Source organism: Halomonas sp. (genome assembly GCF_052095765.1).
GTDB lineage: Bacteria > Pseudomonadota > Gammaproteobacteria > Pseudomonadales > Halomonadaceae > Halomonas.
Map to the genome: position 1 here is coordinate 4,772 of NZ_JBQDJZ010000043.1, position 15,888 is coordinate 20,659.

At 58.8% G+C, this 15,888-nt stretch carries 16 protein-coding genes and 1 tRNA gene (1 of these 17 running past the window's edge); 10 read left to right on the forward strand and 7 right to left on the reverse strand.

Going from position 1 to position 15,888, the window contains the following annotated elements; all coding sequences use genetic code 11:
- Positions 1 to 33, reverse strand: a tRNA-OTHER gene (locus tag ACTH3D_RS07260) (it extends 60 nt beyond the left edge of the window).
- 230 nt (positions 34 to 263) lie between these two features.
- Between ACTH3D_RS07260 and rnr the strand changes: the two genes are divergently transcribed.
- The 10 genes from rnr to hemH all read left to right on the forward strand — a co-directional run bounded on the left by rnr (position 264) and on the right by hemH (position 9,795).
- A complete protein-coding gene (rnr, locus tag ACTH3D_RS07265; protein WP_441666397.1) occupies positions 264 to 2,702 on the forward strand; it encodes a ribonuclease R in 2,439 nt (812 codons plus the stop codon).
- Between the two features lie 105 nt (positions 2,703 to 2,807).
- The gene (gene rlmB / locus ACTH3D_RS07270) at positions 2,808 to 3,572 is read left to right on the forward strand and encodes a 23S rRNA (guanosine(2251)-2'-O)-methyltransferase RlmB (RefSeq protein WP_441666410.1); all 765 of its coding nucleotides are present in this window, start codon (positions 2,808 to 2,810) and stop codon (positions 3,570 to 3,572) included.
- Positions 3,573 to 3,777: 205 nt separating this feature from the next.
- Complete coding sequence (gene rpsF / locus ACTH3D_RS07275; RefSeq protein WP_441666398.1) at positions 3,778 to 4,167, forward strand: 30S ribosomal protein S6; 390 nt, start codon at positions 3,778 to 3,780, stop codon at positions 4,165 to 4,167.
- 33 nt (positions 4,168 to 4,200) lie between these two features.
- Complete coding sequence (rpsR, locus tag ACTH3D_RS07280; protein ID WP_027967732.1) at positions 4,201 to 4,428, forward strand: 30S ribosomal protein S18; 228 nt, start codon at positions 4,201 to 4,203, stop codon at positions 4,426 to 4,428.
- Positions 4,429 to 4,440: 12 nt separating this feature from the next.
- A complete protein-coding gene (locus tag ACTH3D_RS07285; protein WP_441666411.1) occupies positions 4,441 to 5,292 on the forward strand; it encodes a hypothetical protein in 852 nt (283 codons plus the stop codon).
- 15 nt (positions 5,293 to 5,307) lie between these two features.
- Complete coding sequence (gene rplI, locus ACTH3D_RS07290) at positions 5,308 to 5,754, forward strand: 50S ribosomal protein L9 (protein ID WP_441666399.1); 447 nt, start codon at positions 5,308 to 5,310, stop codon at positions 5,752 to 5,754.
- Between the two features lie 204 nt (positions 5,755 to 5,958).
- Positions 5,959 to 7,347, forward strand: a complete 1,389-nt coding sequence (gene dnaB, locus ACTH3D_RS07295) for a replicative DNA helicase (protein WP_441666400.1) — start codon at positions 5,959 to 5,961, stop codon at positions 7,345 to 7,347.
- 89 nt (positions 7,348 to 7,436) lie between these two features.
- Complete coding sequence (locus tag ACTH3D_RS07300; RefSeq protein WP_441666401.1) at positions 7,437 to 7,730, forward strand: hypothetical protein; 294 nt, start codon at positions 7,437 to 7,439, stop codon at positions 7,728 to 7,730.
- A gap of 138 nt (positions 7,731 to 7,868) precedes the next feature.
- Positions 7,869 to 8,174, forward strand: coding sequence for a DUF6482 family protein (locus ACTH3D_RS07305; RefSeq protein ID WP_441666402.1), 306 nt, complete (start codon positions 7,869 to 7,871; stop codon positions 8,172 to 8,174).
- Positions 8,175 to 8,676: 502 nt separating this feature from the next.
- Positions 8,677 to 9,795, forward strand: coding sequence for a ferrochelatase (gene hemH, locus ACTH3D_RS07310; RefSeq protein ID WP_441666403.1), 1,119 nt, complete (start codon positions 8,677 to 8,679; stop codon positions 9,793 to 9,795).
- Here hemH and ACTH3D_RS07315 read toward each other — a convergent pair whose 3' ends face one another.
- From ACTH3D_RS07315 to ACTH3D_RS07340, 6 genes are read right to left on the reverse strand one after another with little or no spacing between them, the layout of a single operon-like run.
- Positions 9,796 to 10,230, reverse strand: a complete 435-nt coding sequence (locus ACTH3D_RS07315) for a Na+/H+ antiporter subunit G (protein WP_441666404.1) — start codon at positions 10,228 to 10,230, stop codon at positions 9,796 to 9,798.
- Between the two features lie 14 nt (positions 10,231 to 10,244).
- Positions 10,245 to 10,514, reverse strand: a complete 270-nt coding sequence (locus tag ACTH3D_RS07320) for a K+/H+ antiporter subunit F (protein WP_441666405.1) — start codon at positions 10,512 to 10,514, stop codon at positions 10,245 to 10,247.
- Positions 10,508 to 11,005, reverse strand: coding sequence for a Na+/H+ antiporter subunit E (locus ACTH3D_RS07325; protein ID WP_441666406.1), 498 nt, complete (start codon positions 11,003 to 11,005; stop codon positions 10,508 to 10,510). The genes ACTH3D_RS07320 and ACTH3D_RS07325 overlap by 7 nt, the downstream gene beginning before the upstream one ends.
- Entirely contained in the window at positions 11,002 to 12,513 is a 1,512-nt protein-coding gene (locus ACTH3D_RS07330; protein WP_441666407.1) for a monovalent cation/H+ antiporter subunit D, read from the reverse strand. The genes ACTH3D_RS07325 and ACTH3D_RS07330 overlap by 4 nt, the downstream gene beginning before the upstream one ends.
- Positions 12,510 to 12,890 (reverse strand): Na+/H+ antiporter subunit C, encoded by a 381-nt coding sequence (locus ACTH3D_RS07335; protein ID WP_441666408.1) that lies wholly within the window; start codon positions 12,888 to 12,890, stop codon positions 12,510 to 12,512. Before ACTH3D_RS07335 ends, ACTH3D_RS07330 begins: the two co-directional genes overlap by 4 nt.
- Positions 12,890 to 15,730, reverse strand: coding sequence for a monovalent cation/H+ antiporter subunit A (locus tag ACTH3D_RS07340; RefSeq protein ID WP_441666409.1), 2,841 nt, complete (start codon positions 15,728 to 15,730; stop codon positions 12,890 to 12,892). Before ACTH3D_RS07340 ends, ACTH3D_RS07335 begins: the two co-directional genes overlap by 1 nt.
- Between the last annotated feature and the right edge of the window lie 158 nt (positions 15,731 to 15,888).

Here is a 15,888-nt window from a genome sequence, read left to right on the forward strand (position 1 = left end):
AGCTAGCGCGTCTACCAATTCCGCCATCTGGGCAAGTGGCGCGTATGATACCGAAAAACGCTAGCCGTGCAAGCCCCGGCTGACGCTTGCGAGTGAAAAAACGCAAAAACTGGCACTGATCGTGTCTGTATGGTTGGGTGCGGCCACTGGCAGCGGTATACTGCGCCCATGTCAATACATCAAAACTACTCTATCGACCTTCCCCGGCGCTGCTGCGTCACGTTTCCTCTCTCGACTCCTACCCTGTCAAGGACGCCACAAGCATGAATCACTGGACGCTCGAAGATGATGCGTATGCCAGCCGTGAGGCTCACAAGTACGATAACCCTGCACCAAGCCGTGAATATCTCCTGGCTCGCCTGGAGCAGATCGGCAAGCCGATCACCCATGAGGAAATGAGCGAACAGCTTGGACTGCATGATGATGACCTCAAGGAAGCTGTACGTCGCCGGCTGGCCGCCATGGAGCGTGATGGTCAGGTACTGAAAAATCGTCGCGCCGCCTACGCGCTGATCGACAAGCTCGACCTGATCAAAGGTAAGGTGCTGGGTCACCGTGATGGCTTCGGTTTCCTGCTGCGTGAAGACGGCGCTAAGCCGGACTTGGTGCTGCCGCCGCGACAGATGCGCCGGGTATTTCATGGCGACTACGTGCTGGCACGCATCAGTGGCCGTGACCGCCGTGGTCGCGATGAAGCCACCATTGCCGAGGTGTTGTCGCGCAACACCCAGACCCTGGTTGGTGTGTTCCGTGAAAACACTGCCGAGTTCGGGGTGCTGATTCCCGAAAACCCGCGCATCACCCAGGAAGTGATTGTTCCCCATACCGCACGAGGCACCGCCCGAGACGGGCAGGTGGTATCGGTACGTATCCTTAAACAGCCGGAAGCCCGCGTACAGCCGGTGGGTGAGGTGATCGAGGTGCTGGGTGAGCGCATGGATCCGGGCATGGAAATCGATATCGCCCTGCGCAGTTACGAAATCCCCGACGAGTTTCCCCCCGAGGTGCAGGAACAGATCGCTACCATGTCGGCTGAAGTGGCCGAGGACGACAAGCTGCATCGGGTCGATCTGCGCGACATGCCGCTGGTCACCATCGATGACGAAACTGCCAAGGATTTCGATGACGCCGTGTGCGCCTGGAAAACCAAGTCTGGCGGCTGGAAGCTGGTGGTGGCGATTGCCGATGTCTCTCACTATGTGCCTATCGGTAGCCCACTGGATCAGGAGGCCGTTGCCCGCGGCAACTCGGTTTACTTCCCCGGGCAGGTGGTGCCGATGCTGCCTGAATTGCTGTCCAACGGCCTGTGCTCGCTGAACCCCGGCGTGGACCGTCTGGCGCTGGTGTGTGAGATGAATATCTCTCAGGCAGGCGCCATCAGTCGTCACCGTTTCTATGAGGCGGTGTTCCGCTCTCATGCGCGGCTGACCTATAACAAGGTCGCCGCTATCCTTGAGGATGACGGTGAGCTGGGCGAACAGGGCGACGCTCTGCGTGAGGAATACCGTGAGGTCGTGCCCACGCTTAAGCACCTGCACGAGCTATACAAGCTGCTGCGTGATGCCCGCGGCCAGCGCGGTGCGCTGGAGTTTGAAACCACCGAAACAGCGATCATTTTTAACGATGACCGCAAGATCGACAGGATCGTACCGCGCACCCGCAACGATGCCCACAAGATCATCGAGGAGTGCATGCTGGCAGCCAACGTGGCCACAGCACGCTTTCTCGATAAGCATGACCTGCCAGCCTTGTATCGCATCCACGAGCGGCCTTCGCCGGAACGTCTGGACAAGCTGCGGCTGTTTCTCAACGAGCTGGGACTGTCGCTGGGCGGTGGCGATGAGCCTACGCCGCAGGACTATCACGACCTGACGGATGTTATTCGTGACCGCGATGATGCCGATGTCATCCAGACTGTGATGCTGCGCTCGATGAGTCAGGCGGTGTACTCGCCGCAGAACGAGGGGCACTTCGGGCTGGCGTATCCGGCCTATGCGCACTTTACCTCACCGATTCGCCGCTACCCGGACCTGATTGTGCATCGCGCCATCCGTTCGGTGATTCGCGGGCCACGTCAGACCAATACGGTGTTGCGGGCCGAGGGCGCGCCGGTCGAGCCGCCCAGCAGCTGGTGCCCATACACCTTCGAGCAGATGCTGGAGATGGGTGAGCACTGCTCGATGACTGAGCGCCGCGCTGACGAAGCGACCCGCGACGTGGAAAGTTGGCTCAAGTGCGAATTTATGTCTGACAAGCTGGGTGAGGTGTTCGACGGCACCATTGCCTCGGTGACCCAGTTTGGCATCTTTGTCCGGCTGGACACGTTCTATGTTGAAGGCCTGGTCCACGTGACCTCACTGCCGTCGGACTACTATCACTACGAGGCAGAGAAGCATCGCCTCAAAGGTGAGCGTAGCGGCATCAGCTTCCGTCTGGGTGACGGGGTGACCGTGCAGGTGGCACAGGTCAATCTTGATGACCGGAAAATCGACTTTGAGCTCATCGGCGACAAACCCCGGACGAGCCGGGCGCCGCGCAAGGGTCGCAGCGCAGGAAAGAGTGCGACGAAAAGTGCGAAGAGTGGCGGAAAAGCCGCCTCAAAGAGCCCGGCAGAAGGTGCGGCAAAGGAGGCCGGAGAAAGTGGTGACAAAAAGGCTGCCAAAAAGCGTTCTGGGCGTCGCCGCAGCTCACGTCGTCGCTGAGGAGATGTTGTGAACGATAAATCGGGCAGAAAGAAAGCACCGCCACGGCGAGCAGCGCAGGGCAAGACGGCGAACAGAAAGCCAGGCAAGGCGGCGAGAGTTGCTGTGCCGGGCGGCCTGGAGGCAGTCTATGGCGTACACACGGTAGACGCTTTGCTGGAACGTGGTGAAGTGCCGCGAGAGTTGTGGGTCCAGGAGGGCGAGGCCGGCAGACGTTTGGCGGCGCTCGTCGAGCAGGCAGCCAATGGTGGTTCACGCATACAGCTGCAACCGCGGGAAGTGCTAGAGCGTCTGGCCCAGGGTGCTTCTCACCAGGGTATCGTGGCGTTCTGTACCCCGTTAGCGTTTGAGGCCGAGGCTACGCTGTGGCATCGCCTGTCGGGCTGGTCTCATGCAGAGGCGCCGCTGCTGTTGGTGCTGGACGGTGTGACCGACGTGCACAACTTTGGCGCTTGCCTGCGCAGCGCTGATGCGGCGGGCGCGCATGGCGTGGTGGTGCCCAAGGACAAGGCTGCGCCGCTCAATGCTAGTGTGCGCAAAGTGGCCTGCGGTGCTGCCGAGAGTGTGCCGGTCTATCAGGTGACCAACCTGGCGCGCACCCTTGATCGCATGAAAAATGAACACGCTATCTGGGTGATCGGTACTGCCGGGGAGGCAGAGTCGGTCGTTTATCAAGCGGATTTTACTGGCCCCACGGCGCTGGTCATGGGGGCTGAAGGTAAAGGCATGCGCCGCTTGACTCGCGAGAGCTGCGACAGCTTGGTCAAGCTACCCATGGCCGGCCAGGTGTCGAGCCTGAATGTCTCGGTGGCAACCGGAATCTGTCTGTTTGAGGCCGTGCGTCAGAGAGGCCTCACGCCCGAAATCTGAGTGCCTGCTTCTGACCCTTCGCCATGCCCGGATTGTCCTGCGTCGCGGCTTGCAAGTGCCGAGTGTGGTCTATAGAATACCTGCGCCCGTTCGTTTCGCGAGCGGGCGTTCTTGTTCGGGGGCAACTGTCTCAGAACAACCCTCCTTGCTTCCCCTGGAGCCAACGCGGCCACCATCGGAAGCTGCCAAACCGCAAGGAGCATCCATGCGTCATTATGAGATCGTCTTCATGGTCCACCCGGACCAGAGCGAGCAGGTTCCTGCCATGGTCGAGCGCTACACAGGCCTCGTCACTGAAAATGCAGGTACCGTGCATCGTCTCGAAGATTGGGGCCGCCGTCACCTGGCATACCCGATCAACAAGATTCACAAGGCTCACTACGTGCTGATGAACATCGAGTGCAGCGGCGAGACTCTCGAAGAAATCGAGAACATCTTCCGTTACAACGATGCCATCATTCGCAGCCTGGTTGTGCGCTGCAAGGAAGCCGTAACCGAAGCTTCGCCGATGATGAAGCCGGCGGAAGAAAGGCGTCCGCGTCGCGAAGATCGCGAAGATCGCGAAGACAAGCCGCAAGCCGCCGAGTCTGCCTGAGTTTTATCATTGCACGTTTGAAGGAGTCACCCCATGGCACGCTTTTTCCGTCGCCGCAAGTTCTGTCGTTTTACCGCCGAAGGCGTGAAGCAGATCGACTACAAGGATCTGGACACCCTAAAGGCCTATGTGACTGAGACCGGTAAGATCGTTCCCAGCCGCATCACCGGGACCAAAGCCCGTTATCAGCGTCAGCTGGCGACCGCTATTAAGCGTTCTCGCTATTTGGCACTGCTGCCCTATACCGATAGCCATCAGTAAGCGTTACGCGTGATGCAGGCCATCGCACGCTGGGCTATGCGGGGGATGCCCCAGGCGGCCCTTATCGCCGCTGGGGCTGCTCTGGTGCCGTTGCTGTTCTGGTTTTCCAGTGCGGTGACTGCCCTGGTCGTGCTGCGGCGTGGTATGGCTCCAGCTCTGCCAGTGATCATCGCTGCCGCTTTGCCGTCGGGCTGGTGGTGGATGCGGGGTGATGTTATCCCGCTGATGTCATTGCTGATGGTGCTGCTGATGGCCGTGGTGCTCAGGTCCAGAATGCGCTGGAGCGAGGCGCTGATATTCGGTGCTATCGCAGGCTCAGTACTGATCCAGCTGGGCGTGTTTATTCCACCGGGTGGAGTGACACAGGTTTTGGAGCTGTTGCGCCAGAGTTCACCAGAGGTGGCATCACGGCTGACTGAACTCAGCCGTGATGGTGTCGACCTTGAGACCTTCCTGACACTGCTGATTGGTAGTGTCACTGGGCTTCTGGTCGTGCTGGTGGCGGTGGCCAGCCTCGCGCTGGCGCGTAGCTGGCAGGCAGGACTCTACAATCCCGGTGGTTTTCGGGAAGAGTTCCATGCACTGCGCTTGGCGCCGCGTGAGCTGCTGTTGCTGGTTGCCGTTGGTATCGCTGCCAGCATGCTGGGCTTCCCTGCACTGGGGGCGTTGGTCGCCGTTCCGCTGCTGGTGGCTGGCATTGCGCTGATACATGGTATTTTTGGTCTAAAGGGAATAAACGGGCTGTGGCTGGGGGCACTCTATGTCTTGCTTGTCACTACCTGGCCCATGATTCTCATAGTGCTGCTTGCGGCCATGATCGATTCGTTTGTGGATTTCCGCGGACGGCTTGGCCGCAACGACTGACAAGAGGTTTACGAGATGGAAGTCATTCTGCTCGACACAATTGGCAAGCTGGGCGATCTGGGTGACAAAGTCACCGTCAAAGCCGGCTATGGCCGCAACTACTTGGTACCTTACGGCCTGGCCGTTCCGGCGACCAAGGACAACATCGCTGCATTTGAAGCCCAGCGTGCTGAGCTTGAAGCCCGCGCAGCTGAGCGCAAGGCGGAGGCCGAAAGCCGCGCAGAACAGCTCAATGATATTGAGCTGTCGCTGGTTGCCAAGGCAGGGGAAGAGGGCAAGCTGTTCGGCTCTATCGGACCGCGTGATCTGGCTGAAGCAATCTCCAGCACGGGTATCGATGTTGGCCGTCATGAAGTCCGTATGCCGGAAGGACCGATTCGCAATATCGGCGAATACGACATCGATCTGCACCTGCATGCCGACGTTGCTGCGGTTGTTCGGATCATCGTGGTATCTGAGTAACACCAGCATCTAGCACCACGCCTGAATGGGCAGGGTGCCGTTGCAAAGGGCACGGGGGCTACCCCTGTGCCCTTTTTGCGCTGTTTTTGTACGACAGCCACATGGTCTGTCAGAAGGTGTTGGTAAAATGGGTAAGATAGGCTGACGCTTCAGCACAAAAAGACGTGTCGGCTCGGCACCGTTCGAACAGGAAGGCATGGCTCTATGAGTGACGTCGTTGAACATGACAGGGAAACAGCAGCACTGAAGGTTCCGCCCCATTCATTGGAGGCGGAGCAGTCCGTGCTTGGTGGCCTGATGCTGGACAACCAGGCCTGGGATGATGTGTCTGACCGGCTGATGGCGGATGATTTTTACCGCTACGAGCACCGGCTGATCTTCAATGCCATGATTCAACTGGCTGAGTCGAGCAATCCGCTGGATGTGGTCACGCTGTCGGAGGCGCTGGAAGGGCGCGATCAGCTGGACAGCGTCGGAGGCCTCGCCTATCTGGCGGAACTGGCGCGCACGACGCCGTCAGCCAGCAATATCCGAGCCTACGCCGACATCGTGCGTGAGCGCGCCACGCTGCGTAAGTTGATCCGCGCGGCCAACCAGGTGGCTGAGAGCGCTTTTGCACCTCAGGGGCGCAACTCTACTGAGCTAGTCAATGAGGCTGAGCGGCTGGTATTCCAGATCAGTGAGGAACGTCCTAAGGACGGCGGCCCGATCGGCATGAGTGAGCTATTGACCCGGGCTGTCAATCGCATCGATGAGCTGTTCAACATGCAGGGTGAGATGACCGGCCTGTCGACAGGTTTTCGCGATCTCGATGGCATGACCTCGGGTTTGCAGCCGTCGGATCTGGTGATCATTGCCGGTCGCCCGTCCATGGGTAAGACCACCTTTGCCATGAACTTGGTCGAGCATGCGGTGATTTCCGGTGATAAACCGGTGATGGTGTTTTCCATGGAGATGCCCGCCGAATCGCTGATGTTGCGTATGCTGTCGTCGCTGGGACGCATCGATCAGACCAAGGTGCGTACCGGTCAGCTGGAGGACGAGGACTGGCCGCGTATGACGTCAGCTGTCAGCTTGCTCAAGGACAAGAAGCTGTTTATTGATGATACGGCAGCGCTGTCTCCCATCGAGATGCGCTCGCGAATTCGACGGGTGGTGCGTGAGCACGGTAACCTGGGGCTGATCATGATTGATTACCTGCAGCTGATGCAGATCCCCGGCTTTTCCGAGAACCGTACCGGCGAGATTTCGGAAATCTCGCGCTCGCTGAAGGGGCTAGCCAAAGAATTTGCCTGTCCCGTGGTGGCGTTATCCCAGCTCAACCGTGCCTTGGAGCAGCGACCCAACAAGCGTCCGGTGATGTCAGATCTGCGCGAATCCGGTGCTATTGAGCAGGATGCTGACATCATTGCCTTCGTCTATCGCGATGAAGTCTACAATCCGGATAATCCCGATAGCAAAGGGCTTGCTGAGGTGATTATCGGCAAGCAGCGTAATGGTCCGATTGGCACCGTGCACATGGCGTTTATTGGCAAATACACGCGCTTTGAGGACCTGGCGGCTGATACTTACAGCGACGCCTTTGGCGGTTAGCCATGCGGACAGCGCTGAAGAGACAGAGTTGAGCTGAACAGATAGTCTTAGAGACAGAAAACCAGAAAATCTGACAAGGGAGAATGATCATGGCGGGTGGATTTCGACGCGGCAACCGACAGCGCGCCCCCAAGCTGGAAGCGCGAGGGGAGCTCGAGTCCATGGAGTGCGAAGGGCCGTTCAAGGAGTGGCTTGGCATGCCCGACCTTTACCGTTACCAACTGGTCGTTAAGGGCGAGACCTACAGCTACCAGACGGAAGAGGCTGAGCTGCCTGTAGCAGTCGGTGACCGGGTGGTGTTTCGTTATAAGGAAACAAAGCAGGGCAATTGGATCGATAAAAACTCGTTGGGTAAGGCCATTGATCCCTCGGAATATCAGTAGCCGTTTGAAAAAGTTGTGGAACTTTTGGCTTTTTGTTACGTCATAATAATGCAATGCATCCGTCATGCAGAGGACACAGTACTCACGCAAAAATGGAGCTGTAGCCATAAGATAAAAACAGGAAAGATGGAGGTATCTATGGATTTTAATCAATTGAAAACATTCGCGGACCACAATGACAACTTCGAAGTTCGCGTAATCAGTAATGCCAGCGGCAGTCTCTGCCAGCTTGAGGTGGAAGATGACGAAGGTCAGCGTCATCGTGTGATGCGTAAGGGCGCACCGCTGTTGTTCCGTGCGCCGGAAGAGGCTTATGCACAGCTCAGGCATCTGGGTATTCGTCATGCCTATCTGGTACACCAGGAATCTCTGGGTGAAGGCGGTAGCTGTGCCAACAGCTATCAGCGCCAACTGCCTGTCTCGTGTATGCCCCTCGCTACGTGATCTGACCGATCCAGGTCGACCTAGGCCGACCCTCTGGTTCCAGTGGAGTATAAGTGTCGTGTTTTCCACTGGTCTCAACGTTTATAATGCTGATTCAAAACAGAGTGCGCCGCGCCAGAAAGAAAGGCTTCCGGCGCATATGACTGTCTGACGCATCCCGCTCGTCGTCTGCCCCGTGGTATTATTGTCCGCATGTTGTTGTGCTTCAATGCACTGTAGGAGCCGCCTTCAGGCTGCGACGGCGCCGTCAGGCGCCCGAGAGCGTCTCCATGGTGGTGGCTTCTAGCGCCGCTGCGCGGCGCCATCGCGGCACAAGCGCCGCTCCTGCAGAAACCAGAGCATGTCGTTGTGTTTCAGTGCACTGTAGGAGCTGCCTTCAGGCTGCGACGGCGCCGTCAGGCGCCCGGCCCTGGAAGTAAAGAGTCAGAGAGCCTGCTCATCGTTGGGGCCTGGTTCGCAGGTTTCCAACTCGCGTATTGTCTGGAATACAGGAAACTTCTGCATGTCTGCTTCTGAATCATCCGTGTCTGAACAGTCTGTTTCAGGCCAATCGATTGCTGACGTCGATCTGCTGACGCCTAGCGCCGATCGCCCAGTTAATGCGCCCGGGTCACATCCCGAAGTGGCACGGGGTAAGATTGGTGTGGTAATCGTTAACCTCGGAACGCCGGATGCTACCGATTACCGGTCAATACGGCGCTATCTCAGTGAGTTTCTCTCTGACAAGCGTGTGGTCGATTACCCGCGCTGGCTATGGCAGCCCCTGCTGCAGCTGGTGATTCTCAGCCGCCGCCCGTTCATTTCTGGCAAGGCCTATGAAAGCATCTGGGACAAGCAGCGCGATGAAAGCCCACTCTTGACCTTTACCCGTGATCAGGCCGAAAAACTCAGTACGGTGCTCAAGGAGTCGCTGGGCGAGCGGGTCGAGGTGGACTTCTGCATGCGTTACGGCAATCCCTCTACCGACAGTGTGCTGCGCCGGCTGAATGAAAAGGGCTGCGAGCGCGTCCTGTTTTTCCCGCTGTATCCGCAGTACGGGTCACCAACCACAGCCACTGCCAACGACCAGGCGTTCCGCAGTCTAATGAAAATGAAATGGCAGCCCGCCTTTCGCACCGTGCCTGCCTACTTTGCTGACCCGGGCTATCAGGCCGCACTGGCGGCCACGGTGACCGAAGCCTACGCCGTCGCCGAGAGCCGGCCTGAGGTGCTGGTGGCCTCTTATCATGGGGTGCCCAAGCGCTTTCTGGAAAGCGGTGACCCTTACCATTGCCAGTGCCATAAGACCACGCGTCTGCTGCGCGAAGGGCTTGGGTTCGGTGAGAGCGAGATTATCACCACCTTCCAGTCAAAGTTCGGCCCCGAGACCTGGGTCGGGCCGGCTACGGTAGACAAGGTGGCGGAGCTGGCGCGTGAGGGCAAGAAGCATATTGCCGTGATATCACCGGCTTTTGCTTCTGATTGCGTGGAAACGCTGGAAGAAATTGAAATGGAAATCCGCGACGCTTTCATCAACGCCGGTGGAGAAACCTTTACCTATGTGCCGTGCCTGAATGCCCGCGACGACCACATTCACGCTCTGGCAGCCATTGCCAGGCGTGAGTTGTCAGGTTGGATTTAATTACTGGCGCTGTCTTTCCTCAAGCTCCTTGCGCGTCAGCACCAGAGTGCGGCCATGCTCGGGGTAAGGCAGCGGCTTGATGGCGCTGTCGTCGTCGTCCAGTTCCTGCGGAGAGCCCTTGGTCTTTGCAGCGCGCTCAAGCTTGAGGTGTAGGGCAGCCTTGCCCAGCAGGTGAGCGCTGACCGGAGCCGAGATGAACAGGAATAAGGTGATCAGCAGCTCCTGCACTACTGGCTCTCTGTCCAGCACGCCGAAGTAGATCATGGAGCCGATCAGAATACAGCCAATCCCAGTGGTGGTTGCCTTGGTCGGGCCGTGTAGACGCATGAAGAAGTCCTGCATTGACGCCATGCCCAGCGAGCCGATAAAAGCAAAGGTGGCGCCGGCAATCAGCAGCAGCGAAATGACGGCCTCGAGAATCACATACAAGGTCATGTTGTCTCCATGGGCTATTCGATGATATCGCCGCGTAGCAGATATTTGCAGATGGCAACGGTACTGATAAAGCCAAGCATGGCAATCAGCAGCGCGGCCTCAAAGTAGGTCTTGGTATTCAGCCACAGGCCCAGCAGCACGATTAGGGCAATGCTGTTCACGTACATGGTATCCAGCGCCAGGATCCTGTCCGGCATGGAAGGCCCGTGAAGGAGCCGGAAGGTGTTGAACACGATGGCCATCAGTATTAGGGCAAGACTGATCCACAGCGCAATATCTAGCATTCGTAGATCTCCTTGAGCGGCATCTCGTAGCGCTCACGAATCTGTTCGATCACTTCGTCAGGGTCAGTGGCATCCAGGGCATGAATCAGCAGACTGGCCCTGTCAAGGCGGACATTGGTGGTCACCGTACCTGGCGTCAAGCTGATGGTGTTGGCTAACAGAGTAATGGTGAACGGCTCCTTGAGTGTCAGCGGATACTCGACAAATACCGGCCGCATGCGGCGCTTCGGGTTGATGATCAGCCAGGCAACCTGAACGCTCGAGGTGACGATATCCAGCATGACAACCAGGATAAAGCGGATCAGCAGCCATGGCCGACGAATGCTTGGCTGTTTATCCCAGAAACGATAGGTGAACAGCGGAATGCTGATGGCCAGAACACTCCCCAGCAACAACTGACCCACCGACAGGCTGCTGACCAGCAGCAACCATACGATAAGCAGTAGCAGCGAGAGTAACGGTGTGGGAAGCCAGCGCGAGAGTCTGTTCATTGTTCACCTCCAGCGTTGAGCATCAGTGCATCAACAAATGCCCCAGGATTGGCGAGCTGTGCGGCTGTGGCCTGGGTGTATTCACTGACCGGGCCTGCCAGCACGACCAGCAGCGGTGAAAAGACCAGCAGCAGGACAATACTGGCCCACTGCAGGCGGGGCAGGCGCTCGCCACTGTCATCGCCGTCTTGGCTGCGCCAGAAGAAGGTCGAGCCGGCCCGCGATAGCGCGATAATGCCGGCCAGGCCACTGAGCAGCAGGAGCGGCCACAGCCAGAACCGCTGGGTACCGGCTGCCGCATCCATCATCAGTACCTTGCCCAGTGCGCCGGAAAGCGGCGGCATGCCCACCACTGCGATGGCGGCAATAAAAAATGCCAGCGACAGCCACTGGCTCTGTGCCACTCGGCGCCCCTTGACGATGCGGGTTCCTGCCTTGCCGCGCTGGGCGCCGATCATCTCCGCCAACAGGAAAAGTGCCCCGGTAACCAGCGTGGTATGTAGCAGATAGTAAAGCAGTGCACTGACGGCCGTGGTAGAACCCATGCCGATACCAGCCAGTAAAGTACCCACCGAGACCAGTAACAGATAGGCAATCAACTGACGCAGGTCACGCGACGCCAGTACTCCGACGGTCGCGACTATCAGAGTCAGCAGTGCCAGCCACCACACCCAGCCCTGGCCCAGATTCGCCAGCCCCCCGGCCTGCTCACCGAACACCAGCGAGTAGAAGCGTAGTATGGCGTAGATGCCGATTTTGGTCATGATGGCAAACAGTGCGGCCACAGGCGCTGGTGCGGCGGCGTAGGCCTTGGGCAGCCAGAAATACAGCGGCAGCATGGCGGCCTTGAGGCTGAACACCACCAGCAGCAGCAGCGCACCGGCCATGGCCAGGCCCTCGCGCTCTGCGGGCAGGTTGCTGATACGGGCCGACATGTCGGCCATATTTAGTGTGCCGGTGGCACCATACAGCGTGCCCACAGCAATCAGGAACAGCGTGGAGCCGGCCATGTTCAGCACCACATAGTGTACAGCTGACTGAATGCGCGCCTTGCCGCCACCGTGCAGCAGCAGCGCATAGGAGGCCAGCAACAGCACTTCAAAGAACACGAATAGGTTGAACAGGTCGCCGGTCAGAAAAGCACCATTGATGCCCATCAGCTGCAGCTGGAACAGCCCGTGAAAGTTGCTGCCCCGCACGTCTTCACCGGCACAGGCAAAGATCACGCAGCCCAGTGCCAGCAGCGAGGTCAGCAGCACCATCAGTGCCGACAGCCGGTCCAGTACTAGCACGATGCCAAATGGAGGCTGCCAGTTGCCAAGCGCATAGTAGGTAATTTCGCCACCCGCAGCTTGCATCACTAGCACAGCGGATACCAGCGCCAGCAGAAAGGTGCTGGCAACGCTGACCACGCGCTTGAAGCGCACCTGGCCGTGGCGCTTGAACAGCAGCAGCATGGCCGTGAGCAGCGGCAGTGCGACGGGTAGAACGGTCAGATGAGAGGTCACCGCTGGCGCTCCTTGTGAACGTTGTCCTTGCGGGCATCGGCCCCATGTTTGACATGATCGTGGCCGTCAACGTGGTCGTTGCCCATGTCGCCCCGAGCACGCATGGCTAGGATGATGGCGAAGGCCGTCATGGCAAAGCCGATAACAATGGCGGTCAGCACGAGCGCCTGGGGCAGCGGGTCGGTCATGCCGCTGTTGTTGCCGTTGACGACTGCAGCGCCGTCGGTAGTCAGCCCGCCCATGGAAAACAGGAACAGGTTGACGGCATAGGACAGCAGTGTCAGTCCGACTACTACGGGGAAGGTTCGTCCCCGCAATGTCAGATACAGGCCGCAGGCACTGAGTACGCCGGTGGTGATAGCGAAAAGGCTTTCCATCAGCTGTTCTCCTTGGCTGTCCCGTTGTCAGGTGAGGGGGAAGATTCGTCGGACACCTCGTCATAATTGGGTACCCGGTGCGGCGTGGTGATCTTGCCCAGATTGGCCAGAATCATCAGCGTTGCCCCGACAACCGCCAGGTAGACGCCCACATCGAAGATCATGGCGGTGGCCAGCTCGATCTCGCCGATCAATGGAATGTGCAGGAAGCCGAACGCCGAGGTCAGGAACGGATAGCCAAACAGCCAGCTGCCAGCCCCGGTCAGTGCAGCCACTGCAACCCCAGCAATAGCGACGGACTGGTACTGCAGGTCCAGGCGCGCTTGGGTCCAGTCCACACCGCGAGCAATGTACAGCAGGATCAGTGCCACCGACGTGACCAGGCCGGCAATGAAGCCACCACCAGGCTCGTTATGGCCACGCAGCAGGATAAATACTGCCACCAGAATGGCCAGCGGTAGCAGAGCCTGGGAAATGATTGTCAGAATCATCGGGTAGCGGTCCTGGGACCACATCCGTCCCTCGGCATCGCTGTGCGGCATGAACAGCCGCAGACGATTGAGTAGCTTCAGGACTGCCAGGCCGGCAATGGCCAGTACGGTGATCTCGCCCAAGGTATCGAAGCCACGGAAGTCCACCAGGATGACGTTGACTACGTTGTGTCCGCCGCCGCCCGGTACACTGTTGGCAATGAAAAAATCAGAGATGCTTGATGTCTCGCGGCTGAGCACCGCGTAGTTGAGGCTGGCCACAATCACACCCAGTCCGCCGGCCAGGCCGAAATCACGCAGCAGGCGAGGCATCGACGACTCGCGCGGCGTCTTCTGGGGCAGGAAGAACAGTGCCAGCATCAGCAGGATCATGGTGACCACTTCTACCGACAGCTGGGTCAGTGCCAGGTCAGGGGCCGAAAAGCGGGCAAAAGTCAGCGAAACCAGCAGCCCGACCATCGACAGCATCATCAGTGAAACTAGACGGCGACGGTGCAGGGCCGCTGTTGCCACGGCACCAAACATCAGCAGCAGGGCGCCGGCGATCAGCACGCCATCGGTTGCCTGGTCAGGCACTGTACCGGCAAGGGATGGCATGTTGGCCAGACCCACACCTGCCAGCAGCAGCGATGAAAACAGCAGCAGTGCCATATAGCGTTGCAGGGAGCCGTTTTCCAGACGGTCCATCAGCTGTTGCGAACGGTTCCCCAAGCACTGGATGCTGGCTTCAAATACCAGGCGTGCATCCAACGGAGAAAACTGCTTGAGGAAACGGCGAAGTTCCGCATGGAAAAGATACGCTGCTACACCTGCTGCCAGGGCAATCAGGCTCATCAGTAGCGGCACGTTGAAGCCGTGCCACAAGGCAATGTGCACATCAATGGGTGTAACCAGAACGGCATCAGTGGCCAGCTGCATCAGGCCGTCAGCCAGGAAGGGGAAGACACCCACCACAACACACAGCGTCGCCAGAAGCTCCATGGGAGCGCGCATCAGGCGAGGTGGCTCATGTGGCTCCAGGGGCGGTGTCTGGGTAGCCGGCTTGTAGAACACTTCGTACACCAGGCGCAGCGAGTAGGCCACCGATAGCACGCCGCCCAGCGTGGCCAGCAGCGGCAGGATGGCACTTAGGCCGCCAAGTGCCGAGCTGTTCAGCGTGTCGGTGAAGAACATTTCCTTGGACACAAAGCCGTTGAGCAGCGGTACCCCGGCCATGGCGGCTCCAGTGATAGTTGTCAGCAGCGCCGTAACCGGCATTGCCCGGCGCAGGCCGCCAAGCCTGGACAGCTCGCGTGTTCCCGTTTCATGGTCAATGATGCCAGCGCCCATGAACAGGGCGGCCTTGAAGGTCGCGTGGTTAAGAATGTGGAACAGCGCAGCCAGCATCGCCAAAGGCGTACCGATCCCCAGTAGTGCTGTAATCAGCCCCAGATGGCTGACGGTTGAAAATGCCAGGATGCCCTTGAGATCAGTTTTCATCAGCGCAAACCAGGCCCCATAAAGCAGCGTGATCATGCCGATAATGGTTACCAGGCTGCTCCATAGCTCGCTACCGGCGATGGCGGGGTGCAAGCGTGCCATCAGAAAAATACCAGCTTTGACCATGGTGGCAGAGTGCAGGTACGCCGATACCGGTGTCGGCGCGGCCATGGCGTGGGGCAGCCAGAATTGGAAGGGAAACTGGGCCGACTTGGTAAAGGCGCCGAGCAGTACCAGGATCAACATTACCGGGTAGTAGGCATGGCTGCGGATGATATCACCGCTGGCCAGCACCACATTCAGATCATAACTGCCTGCCATGCTGCCCAGCATCAGCAGGCCAGCCAGCAGTGCTAGGCCACCGGCACCGGTTACCACCAGCGCCATGCGCGCGCCCTTGCGGGCTTCGCTGTCGTGGGACCAGAAGCCGATCAGCAGGAAGGATGACAGGCTGGTCAGCTCCCAGAACAGCCACAGCAGGATCAGGTTGTCGGACATGGAAATGCCGACCATCGATGCCATGAACAGGATCAGGTAGGCATAGAAGCGCCCAAAGTCCTCATGAGCGGCCAGGTAAAAATGGGCATACAGCAGGATCATCAGGCCAATACCGATGATCAGCAGGTTGAACAACAGGCTTAGGCCGTCCAGGCGCAGCCCCAGATCCAGCCCCAGCGTCGGCATCCAGCTGGCCGAAAAGCGTAACGAATCGCCGTCTAGCATGCCCGGCACCTGACTCAGGGTGAGCAACAGGGCAAGCGCCGGCAGAACGGCGGTGGCCATGGAGCAGTAGCGGCGCCCGTAGCGCGCGGTCAGCGTGGGTACGAGCACCCCGAGTAGGGGCAGCAAGGTTATCCATAACAATGTCATTGAACTGGTTATCCTGTGCGGGTCGTGTAATAGCTGATGCACTGCGTTACTGGCATCGAGTTGTCGCGCGGCACCCGGTTACTATCAGCAAACGTCACTCTACCGGAATGTAGCCTGTCTCTCGATGGCGACTTTGGTGATTCTTTCCGTCAGCTGCG